General features: G+C 34.6%; 6 protein-coding genes and 1 pseudogene. 1 reads left to right on the forward strand and 6 read right to left on the reverse strand.

From position 1 onward, the window contains the following. Nucleotides 1–11: 11 nt before the first annotated feature. The 5 genes and pseudogenes from mutS to AAJG31_RS07825 all read right to left on the reverse strand — a co-directional run. A complete protein-coding gene (gene mutS, locus AAJG31_RS07805; protein WP_066036566.1) occupies nucleotides 12–2,582 on the reverse strand; it encodes a DNA mismatch repair protein MutS in 2,571 nt (856 codons plus the stop codon). Nucleotides 2,583–2,710: 128 nt separating this feature from the next. After that, a complete protein-coding gene (gene cotE / locus AAJG31_RS07810) occupies nucleotides 2,711–3,364 on the reverse strand; it encodes an outer spore coat protein CotE (protein ID WP_175400709.1) in 654 nt (217 codons plus the stop codon). Nucleotides 3,365–3,498: 134 nt separating this feature from the next. Next, nucleotides 3,499–3,936, reverse strand: a complete 438-nt coding sequence (locus AAJG31_RS07815; RefSeq protein ID WP_048391473.1) for a RicAFT regulatory complex protein RicA family protein — start codon at nucleotides 3,934–3,936, stop codon at nucleotides 3,499–3,501. Further along, on the reverse strand, nucleotides 3,937–5,478 hold the full coding sequence (gene miaB, locus AAJG31_RS07820) for a tRNA (N6-isopentenyl adenosine(37)-C2)-methylthiotransferase MiaB (RefSeq protein WP_036219113.1): 1,542 nt from the start codon (nucleotides 5,476–5,478) through the stop codon (nucleotides 3,937–3,939). It lies immediately after the preceding gene. Nucleotides 5,479–6,272: 794 nt separating this feature from the next. After that, nucleotides 6,273–7,476: pseudogene (locus AAJG31_RS07825) on the reverse strand (IS3 family transposase); the annotation flags it as partial. Nucleotides 7,477–7,824: 348 nt separating this feature from the next. Between AAJG31_RS07825 and AAJG31_RS07830 the strand changes: the two are divergent. Then, a complete protein-coding gene (locus tag AAJG31_RS07830; protein ID WP_233732487.1) occupies nucleotides 7,825–8,553 on the forward strand; it encodes a hypothetical protein in 729 nt (242 codons plus the stop codon). 1,575 nt (nucleotides 8,554–10,128) lie between these two features. On the opposite strand, the gene AAJG31_RS07835 is transcribed toward AAJG31_RS07830, so the two are convergent. Further along, nucleotides 10,129–11,397, reverse strand: coding sequence for an ATP-grasp domain-containing protein (locus AAJG31_RS07835; protein WP_279494264.1), 1,269 nt, complete (start codon nucleotides 11,395–11,397; stop codon nucleotides 10,129–10,131). Nucleotides 11,398–11,482 lie beyond the last annotated feature (85 nt).

Here is an 11,482-nt window from a genome sequence, read left to right on the forward strand (position 1 = left end):
GTATCACTCCTTTATTTTTTAGCGTTCACTAGCTCTTGCTGTAGCTCATATAAAATATTCATTGCCTGCATCGGTGAAGTACCTAGAATATTTACCTTTTCTAATTTCTTTAGCACCTTTGTCTCGGCTGGGGAAATCGGTTCGTCTTCTGTAAATAAAGACATCTGTATTGGTTGTTCAGCTATCACCTGTGTTTCGGCAACTACTTCTTTCCCTGCCTCAAAGTTCTCAAGTAATACACGTGCTCTAGCTAAAATTTCCTCAGGTAATTGAGCAAGCTGTGCCACATGTATACCATAGGATTTATCAGCCGCTCCTTTTTTCACCTTATGCAGGAAAACGACCGTACCATTTTTTTCAGTGGCTGAAACATGCACATTTTGTAAGCGTGGCAAATCCTTTTCAAGTGCTGTCAATTCATGATAGTGCGTAGAAAATAACGTATTGGCTCCTATTTTGTCATGAATATATTCCATCATCGATTGTGCCAAGCTCATACCATCATAGGTCGATGTTCCACGTCCAATTTCATCAAATAGCATTAAGCTATTTTTTGTTGCATGCATAATAGCATGTTGCGATTCAAGCATCTCCACCATAAATGTAGATTGTCCTGCCGCTAAATCATCAGCCGCCCCAATCCGAGTAAAAATTTGATCGGTAATTGGTAGCTTCGCTTTTTCAGCAGGTACATAGCAGCCCATTTGAGCCATAACAACAATTAATGCTACTTGACGCATATAAGTACTTTTACCAGACATATTCGGCCCTGTAATAAGCATCATATTGTTCTGCTCTTCTAGCACACAATCGTTTGGTACATACATTTGCTTGTTCAGCATTTTTTCAACGACAGGATGGCGTCCTTCTATAATTTTAAGGGCACGTCCACCGTGAAATTCTGGTTTCGTAAATCGATATTTTTCTGAGACGCTTGCAAAGCTTAATAAGACATCCAATTCACTAATGTTTGCTGCTAGTGCTTGGACACGCGGAATATAAGTTTTTAATACATCACGAATTTTTACAAACAGGTTGTACTCTAATGTTAAGCTTTCTTCTTCAGCATTTAAAATCAATGCTTCTTTTTCTTTTAGTTCCTGTGTAATATAGCGTTCCGCATTCGCCAGTGTTTGTTTTCGCTCATAGCGTGTTAAATCTGCTAAATGAATATTTGATTTTGTAATTTCTATATAGTAACCAAAAATGCGATTATAGCCTATTTTTAAATTTTTAATACCCGTTTTCACACGCTCTTCTTGTTCAAGTTGGGCAATCCAATCCTTACCATTACGAGCGGCATAGCGAAGTTCGTCTAAGCGTTCATTATAGCCGTCACGGATAACATCCCCTTCTTTAATGGTAATAGGGGGATTATCTGTAATCGCTTTTGCTAATAATGCCTCGACATCTGAGCATGTATCAAGTTCCGCACCTAATTGCTGTAATGTTTCTTTATTTGAACCCACCAACTGCTGTTGAATAGTTGGCACTTGGCGTAAAGAATCACGCAATTGGGCTAAATCTCGTCCACCCACATTGCCAAAAGCAACACGACCAGCCAAACGCTCTAAATCATATACTTGTTTTAAGGATGCTTGTAGCTCTGTTCGTACAAAATATTCTTCCAATAAATCCGTAACAATCGCTAGTCTAGCCTCTATTGCTGAACGTGTGGCAAGCGGTTGGTGTAGCCATTGCTTTAATTTCCGTCCACCCATCGCTGTCACGGTGTCATCTAATAGCCATAAGAGTGTACCTTTTTGATCGCCACCACGAATCGATTGAATCAGCTCTAAATTGCGCTTTGAGCTAGAATCAATGCGTAAATAATTTTTAATTTCATTAAACGTGAATGCCTGAATATGTGATAAAGATCTCATTTGTGTTTGGTCAATATAAGCTAACAATCGAAGACACGCAATTTGTAACGGTTTTGGTACAGCTTCTAGATAACTTGCTGCTTTGTCCATAGGCATTTCATTCACTTCAATTGAAAGTACGATCCCAGCATTGACGGCATGCTCTGCTAATAATAGCTGCAAACTATCCGTGACAATCAGTTCTCGAATTCCGTAAGCCTGCATTTGCATTAATAAGGCTTTTCCATCGCCTTCAATAGAAGACGCTACGGCTTCACCTGTGGATAAATCTAAATAAGCATAGCCAAATGTTGTGTCATCTAATTGCTCTGCCGCTCCAATAAAATGATTAGATTTACCATCAAGAGCCTTTCCTTCCATAATTGTTCCTGGTGTGATAAGCTGAACAACTTCACGTTTGACCACACCTTTTGCTTGCTTTGGATCTTCTGTTTGTTCACAAATAGCCACTTTATAGCCTTTTTGCACAAGTGTTTCAATATAATTTTTAGCCGAATGATGCGGCACACCGCACATTGGTATTCGCTCTTTTGCGCCTGCATCTCGGCTTGTTAATGTAATTTCTAAAATTTGTGAGGCATTGATTGCGTCCTCAAAAAACATTTCATAAAAGTCACCTAATCTAAAAAATAAAAAGGCATCTTTGTAATCTTCCTTTACCTGTAGATACTGTTGCATCATTGGTGTATATGTTGTCATATCACTATTTACCTCGCTCTTGCCTTATAGATATATTTATTATAACAAAAGATACATGCGAAACGCTTTATTCACCTTTTTTAAGATGCTAGCATTTCGCATGTATCAAAAAATGATGTTTTTTAGACTTATCTTGGTCGTTCATCAGGAAACGATGAAGACTCTAACACATACCTGCCTTCTCCTTCAGGACTTGAAGAGGAGCTAGAACTAGAGCTTGATGAGGATGAAGATGAACTTTCATCATTAAGGCTCCAATCTTCTTCATAGTCTAGTGGATGGACACTAATACAAATTGTTGTTTCACCCATTACCTCAACAACTACTTCACGTTCCACTACAATTTCAAACTTTGTACCACATGGAGAGATAATCGCTTCAATACAATTTGGTTCTTGTATCACACGTACACGAACATCATCACCAACGCTAATTTCACCGTCTCGATAGTGAAGCTTCACTTTGTCTTTATAGTGAATCGTTTCAGAAAACACAGCTGTTTTCGAATGATTACTATAGGCATACCAAACATTGACATCAAATTTCCCTGTTACTTCTACAAATTTCCCGACTCTTTTTGCAGAGCAAGTGTGATTGATTACCCAGCACCCTAAAATACTTGTCGGTTTATTTGTTGGTGATAATGTTACACGTTCTTCCGTTCTCTTCTTCCCTTTGGCAACTACTGCTTTCGTCACGATTTGTCGTAAACGTTTCAGCGCAATTCCTCCTTCGACTCTTTTCACTCCATCATATGCAGGTAGCGCCCATTGGGTGAACATATATTTTTAGAGAATGAAATGGATCATTTAAAACTTTTCGATGAGAGGTCTATTATAGCAGCTGAATGCTTCAATAGAAGAAGACGTAAAAAAAGCTCGAATGACAGCATTCGAGCTTTGATTTCTATAATCTGTTAAGAGCAGCTACCTGGTTGACTATTTTCTACGTATGAACCCGTTTCACCACGAAGAACATCGCCACCAGTTGAGCGAATAATTTCATTTGTAACATTATTTGCGATCGTATTTGAAACAAGTTGCAATAAATCATTCACATCGCCTTGTGATTCTTTAAATTGTTGCACAACTGGGATGGCATTAATTTCTTCCTCGATTTTAGCAATTTTATCTTCAATCATTTTTAATGCTTTTTCTTTCCCTAGGTGTTGGAAATTAACCGCTTGTTTTTGTAAGCTTTTTAAGCTTGCAATACGTTCACGTACTTGTTGATTTTCGTTAATTTGCGCTTCTGCCTTTTTGAAAAATTCAACCTCTGGCGTATTTGCAATCATATGTGCAATTTCATGTGATTTTTTAATTAAATCTTCTTTTGTATATAAGACTTGTGTCATTTATGCTTCCACCTTTTCATTTTTTACGACTTCCACAAATTCACCAGTAAGTGAATAGGATGTAGTCTCTGTTATTTTTACTTTCACTAATTGACCAATTACTTCTGCTGGTGCTTTGAAGTTAACTAAACGATTTTTCCTCGTATAGCCCGCTAACACATCGTCGCGTCGTTTACTTGTGCCTTCAACTAATACTTCGACAACCTGACCATTTAAACGCTCTAATGCTTTGCGAGAGTATTCACCCACCACTTCATTTAAACGTTGAAGACGCTCTTTTTTCACCTCTTCAGGTACATTGTCAATCATTTTTGCAGCTGGTGTACCTTCACGCGGCGAATAAATATACGTAAAGGCTGCGTCAAAGCCAACTTCACGGTATAAGGACAATGTTTCCTCAAACTGTTCCTCTGTTTCATTCGGATAGCCAACGATAATATCTGTTGTTAATGTTACTTCAGGTATTGCCGCTTTAATTCTATCCACTAAACCAAGGAAATGCTCGCGTGTGTATTTACGCGCCATAATTTTTAGCACGTCATTCGAGCCCGATTGTACTGGTAAATGGATATGCTCCACTAAGTTGCCACGCTTTGCAAGAACTTCGATTAAATGATCATCAAAGTCACGTGGATGACTCGTTGTAAATCGAATCCGCGGAATATCGATCTTTCTTAATTCATCCATTAAATCGCCAAGACGATAATCAATATCCTCAAAATCTTTACCGTAAGCGTTGACATTTTGTCCCAATAACATAATTTCTTTGTAGCCCGCTGCCGCTAGCTCACGAACTTCAGCAATGATTTCCTCTGGTCGGCGACTGCGCTCTTTACCACGTGTATATGGAACGATACAATACGTACAGAATTTATCGCAACCATACATAATATTAACCCAAGCCTTAATGGAGCCAAGACGTTTCTTCGGCAGATTTTCAATGACATCGCCTTCTTTAGACCAAACCTCTATGACCATTTCTTTTGACATGTAGGCTTCTTTTAAAATGTTTGGCAGACGGTGAATATTGTGTGTACCAAACACCATATCAACATGTGGGTAGCTTCTTAAAATTTTATTTACCACAGATTCCTCTTGCGACATACAGCCACAAACCCCTATTAGCATCTCAGGGTTTTTTCGTTTATATTTCAGCAGGAAACCAAGTTCTCCAAATACTTTGTTTTCTGCATTTTCACGAATAGCACATGTATTTAGCAAGACAACGTCAGCCTCTTCAATCACCTCTGTTGGTGTGTAGCCTAGCTGCATAAAAATCCCGGCCATTACTTCTGTGTCATGCTCATTCATTTGGCAGCCATAAGTCATGATATGATAACTTTTTCCCTCGCCTATTCCACGGAAACCGTTTTCTAAAGCATATTGAATATGTTCAGCTACTGTTTTACGTTTTTTTCCATCAATCATTGATGGCCCTTGAAAATATGTTGAATAATCTTTTTCTGATTCTTTATTTTTATTTTTCGGTAATGTTTTTAGTTGTTCTTGCTCTAATTCAAAAACACTCTTACCTGTTCTCATTTCTTCACTCACTAAACGGACGCTCCTTCCTCACAAATGAATTATACAATTATTTTTATGTTTTATCATTAATAAGCAAAAAGTAATTGTTACAAAACTAAAACGTCACATTTCCTGTCCATACAAATAATTTTTACTAATCCTTTATAATAGATGAAACTTCACCTTTCTCAATAGTTATAACAATAATTAGAATAGTTTATAAATAATTCCAAACCTTTGTTATTATTGATTTATATAAAACAAAGGAGTTTAGGCGTTATAGGCTTTACTGTTGTAGCTGACAAATCAGTGGAATTACAAACGATCTTGAAGGAAAACCCGACATAAGTAATTTTGAGTACAAACCAGGGTATTTTTGAGTAGATAATGATATTACTTCAATTTATGACTTACATTCAACTGCAAAAGATGAATTGTTAGTTGTAAATGGAGGCACAGCTTTGGACAGATTGCATTATTATCAAAGGTTACAAGTGAAGAATTTAAACCTCTTTTAGCTAAAGAAGGTGGCGGTTCAAAATATATAATGGCTTTAGCTCAAACTGTTATTGTTGATGGTAAAACTGTGTCGAACAATTTGTTTTCAGATTATTTGTTCTACAATCAAAACAGGCTATACTAATATTATTTTGGAAGCAACACCCTCAAAGTTATAAAACTAAAGCTAATGAATACGAAAATGTACGAACATTGAAAGATTGAGATATTATTGATCAATAATAAATAACAAAAGACACCAGAGTAATGAACTGCTCCCTGTCAAGTAGACAGTGGAAATAATAAAAAATGTATTAAGCGGCTTGAGCCCTGAATTCTAAAGGACTCAAGCCGTTTAATCGTTTCTGATAACGATAGTAATTATAAAAATGAATATAATCATCAATCGCTAGTTTTAACCCTTCATATGAATCGAACTTATGCAAATAATACTTCTCACACTTCAATGTGCCCCAAAATGATTCAATTGGTCCGTTATCAATACATCGACCAACACGGGACATACTTTGTGTCATATTGGCTGTTTCCACAATTCGTTTAAATCCCTTCGATGTATATTGAAAACCTCGATCACTATGTATTAATGGCTGCTCGCCTGATTGTAATGATTGAATAGCTGATTTTATTGTTTTGAAAACAAGGGAATTATTATTCGAATGACCTAACACATAACTCATAATTGAACCATCATATAAATCGATAATTGCACTTAAATAAGGTTTTTTCCCGTTTCTATACTTAAACTCTGTGACATCTGTACACCATTTTTCATTTGGCTTTTCCGAGGTAAATGCCCGATTAATACGTTCTCCGCCACTGATGCGCTGGAGATTTACGATAAGGCTTTCTCTTTCGCCTAATAACGGACTTCAATCCACTCACCTGCATTAAACGATAAATACGCTTCTCGTTAACCGTCGCTTGATTATTCTTTATTCGCTGACGATTGATTGTCAATGTCATACGACAATAGCCGTAAATGCCATCTACTTGGTGGTAAAGGAGATCAATATCCTTTGAAATGGCTTCATTTTCAACTTCTCTGTTAGATGGCTTACGACTTAGCCACTTATAGTAAGCGGCGCGCGAAACACCCACGATTTCACATAATAAAAGAATCGAAAGTTTCTCCTCTTGGTGTAATTCTTGAATTGCTAAATAGCGTTGTTGTAAGCGAATTTGGCTTAGCGACGCCTCCTTTCGATTTCCTCTAACTTTTTTAAAAATAGATTTTCAGCACGTAAGCACTCATTTTCACGCTCGATTCGTTTGATTTCTAACCTTAAGTTTTTCTTCGGCTGTTAATTCAACTTCATTTTTTGTTCGACCGCGATGATCACGTAATCCCTCTTCATCAGTCGCTTCAAATTTCTTCACCCAATGGTATACCTGTTGATACGAAACATCATAGGCTTGTGCTGCTAATTGATAATTTTTCTGGCTCTTTAAACAGTAGTTGACAATTTGAATATGTTCCTCAAACGTTTTCTTTCTTCCTTATATAGAACTATTTACTTATGCAATATTTGCACAGATTTAATAAATTATTTAAATTTAAAATGTACAGATTTAATATTTCATAAATCGAATATTTAAATAAAGCACTACGTTAAATAAAGATTATGAAAAGCTATATAATTTTATCTTTGGTTAAAACCCTATTAATAATTCCACAATTGGATAATCATTATCAAAATTGTTAATATTTGTTTATTTTTGTAAATTATTATGTTATTGTATAAATAATCTACTAGAAGAGGTTACTAAATGGAAATAATATAGTTTACTAGATATTGGTTGTCACACAGTGTTGAGAATCATATTATTAAAAGGATGGGATAAAAAATGAAAAAAATTATTACAGGAATCGTTGCAATAATTTTTATGTTTTCAATAACAACGCAGTTTCCCGCAACCGCAGCACAAATAGAAAATGAAACAATAGATAATTTATCGACTATTCTTACAAGTGTATTAGAATTAGATAAAGAATTTGATAAAACAATAGGTTTCGATGGAGACTATATTGCTATAGATACTAATTTAGCAAAAAAACAAGGTGCAACAGATTCTGATATCAAGCTTGCAATATCAAAAGTAAATGAACATAATCAAATAATAAACGATACATTGGCTATACAGCCATTTGTAACATATGATGAAAATGGTTTTTATTTTGATGAAGAGTCAGCTAGAAAAGAAAATGTATCTGAAGACTTAATTGAGTCTACTACAAAAGACTTTGAATTAATGAATTCTGTCCAGCCGTTAGCTGCATGTAACGGTAAAAGTAAGTATGAAAAGACTTCAGTTGGATTCTATACTTACTTTGATAGTTGTCAAGCTTCCAAGATAATAACTTATATTCAAATTGGAGCAGGAATAGCTACACTTGGAGCTGCTATCGCTGCCTTTATTGCTCCTCCTCTTGGATTAGCTACTATTATTGCAATAGGATTAATTGATATTGGGGCAACTGCCTTAAACTTATCAAGCGTTAAGGACTGTGGATTATGGATTAAATGGACAGGTACAGTAAATCCAGATCCTTTCTGGATAGGTTCTCAATGTTAATTATTAAAAAAGGGGGATAGTTGTGTTATCTATAGTTCCTATTATTCTTTTTGGTATTTCACTCACCCTTTGTATTGTACTATTTCTTAGAATGAATCGAATCAAAGAACGTAAAGAGAAATTACCTCTAATAATTCTATTTAGTTTCACTCTACTTAGTTTTTTAGTGCTATTGTATTCTGCACTATTTCATTAAATAACATTGTTATTTTTTTGAAGTGGGAATGAGCAGAACCTCTGAATCAGACTACTATTCAGAACGATGAAAGCTGAAAAAACACTCATTTGTTTTAGAGTTAAAAACAAATGAGTGTTCTTTTTTATGCTATTCTAGGTCACGTGCGCACACGCCTTTTCTTATACTACACTATATTTACAATGTCATAAAATTACCATAAAATACACACTCATTTTCACTTATATATTTTGTCATTTAAACATAAATTGATATGATAATAGTGGGGATTAAAGAATAACTTAAAATAACAAATATACCTTTTTAAGAGGTGATAAGAGATTGAGCTATAAGTATGATTTGTCGATTCGGCAAATATAAATCGGTAAAATTTAAATATTCTCATCAAAATATGTTTGAATATTCCGAAACTGTTATTGCTATAAATAACCAAAAGAAAAAGCACAGTCTGTAAAGATAAGATTCTATCATTTCATTTTTAAAAATTATTTCTTTAAAAGACCAATAATTCTACTAATTTTATAGGAAACTAAATAATTCTCTACATTTCTCTCTATCTCCACTTCCTTCTAAAAGCGAATATATTTGAAGTAATTCAAAATAACCTTAGTGCTCCACTATTTTTATTTGATATCTAAGTGACTTTTTTTAAAAGCCGCAGCAACTATATAATGTATTGTATCAGATACATAATTGTTATATCTGTAATCTGAATAGCTACTTTCTCTTAGATAATCAATTAAGCGAATTAAGTCTCCATCGAAAAAATCTTTGAGATGTTTTCGTTGATATCATTTCAATATTAATAAGATTATTGGTTAAATCTTTTCCTACTGTTGGTTTAGTTTTTCTTCTAAAGTCAACAAATCAATCTTTATATCTTTAAATTCATTAGATAAACTTTAAATAATTTGATTTCTGATTTATACAATTTATGAAAATACTCTATAGCTTTTAATTGTTCGATATTATCCACAGCGCTCTCAAAAGAGTCTTTCCTAACCCTATTGTCATACACATGTGAACTCGCTATTAAAAGATTTTATAAGCATAATCAATATTATATTCACTAATTATTTTTAACAAATTGAAATACCCATCATTTTCAATTTTATTTTTGCGCAATTCATCCGTTATTTCCAATAAAGTACTACAATATTTTTTTACTATATTTGAAGGTACCAATTTTTATTTATCAGCTATTCGAAGCTTTCTAAAACAATTTCATCTAAAAGATAATCCTTTCTTTGATTCATTCTTATTAAAGCATTTTCTATACCTAAATTTAATGTCTCATAACGCTTTTCAATATCTAAATCACTTAACAAAATGAAATAATAAATACGAATCTTAAAGCCCTATCCTTCATTTCACATATGCTAACCATTGCTTTTGTTAAAATACTTGCTGTATTTTATCTGTAAATATGAATGATACAATTTCAGCTTTATCCAACGCTTGATATTCATATCTTCTTTATATAGTAATGCATCCGTGTATTGCCCTTCTTTCATTAATTGCTTTGCTTCTATTTTTAATTTTTCATTCTTCATGTATTTAAATAGTGTTTTTGAAGGAAGTAGTGACCATACATGCTTCGTCTGGACATATGTTCGTTCATGATTAACCTGGTATAAATAATCATCCACCACATATTGCATTAAATTATACCCGCTTGCGGTCACATAGTAGCTTGAAGCCCCTGCTCGCAAATTCATTTCAAATAGCTTGTATTTCCCGTCCCTTGCATCATATTTCATATCAAAATTAGCAAAGCCCGTATAGCCGATGTCCTCTAAAAAATGCCGAATGGATTCCATTAGCTGTTCATCATAATCGGTCATAACAGCTAAAGAAATACCTTTGTTTTGTGGAGATGGATCTTCGAGTAGCTTGTTGCTAAGACACATTAATTTTACTTTTCGATCTCTTCCTACATATACATCTAGAACACGGATATAGGAATCGTCGCCTGGAATAAATTCTTGAACGATTAAGGTGTCTTGATAGCTAGAACGATAAATACAGCCAATGATGTCCTGCATCTCATCTGCATCGTGCACTAGATATATTTTTTTCTTTTCAGGAAAGGAACAGTTCGTATAGGCCACGGTATTGGAGGGTTTAATAATAATGGGATACTGGATTGGAATTTCTCTATTTGAATGATGTTCCTTTGTTATAATGATGGTTTTGGGGTATTTTAACTGATATTTATCACAAAGCCTGTAGAACTTCTCCTTTGTTTGCACCCTATTTAGTAAAGCCTGATCAATGTAAGGTAAAATAAAGTACTTTTCAAGCTGCTCTTTATTTTCAATGATAAGCTCTGCATAGTAGCAGTCACAAACTAATAAAATCAATTTCTTTTGTTGGCACTGCATGGCCAATCCCACTAGCGCTTGTACAAAACGGGTAGGATCATCTAAATGTTCAACGTATTGAAAATCCAGAATACCGCTATTCTGCGTGGCAATTCCCTGTGAGCCTTTCAAAAGGAGTGAGCGCATCGTCCTCCCTTTTTTTGCTGGCTCAATGACAAGACTTTTCATGCGGTAGGCTGCATAAAATGAGCGTGCTACCCCGTATGCATGCTGACCCGATTGTATAATAATAGGTAAAAAGGGTTGTTCTTTAATAGATGTCAATCTGAATCGCCTCACATTATAAAAATGAATTTAATCATTTGTATGCGAGTAAAATTGTACTTATGTAATACGAATAAAAGGCACT

It is taken from the genome of Lysinibacillus sp. BS3 (assembly GCF_039614735.1).
Lineage (GTDB): Bacteria > Bacillota > Bacilli > Bacillales_A > Planococcaceae > Lysinibacillus > Lysinibacillus capsici.

Bases quoted from the DNA above. Each gene is read 5' to 3' on its own strand.
- mutS (WP_066036566.1), bottom strand. From the start codon at position 2,582: ATGACAACATATACACCAATGATGCAACAGTATCTACAGGTAAAGGAA.
- cotE (WP_175400709.1), bottom strand. From the start codon at position 3,364: ATGTTCACCCAATGGGCGCTACCTGCATATGATGGAGTGAAAAGAGTC.
- AAJG31_RS07815 (WP_048391473.1), bottom strand. From the start codon at position 3,936: ATGACACAAGTCTTATATACAAAAGAAGATTTAATTAAAAAATCACAT.
- miaB (WP_036219113.1), bottom strand. From the start codon at position 5,478: ATGAGAACAGGTAAGAGTGTTTTTGAATTAGAGCAAGAACAACTAAAA.
- AAJG31_RS07830 (WP_233732487.1), top strand. From the start codon at position 7,825: ATGAAAAAAATTATTACAGGAATCGTTGCAATAATTTTTATGTTTTCA.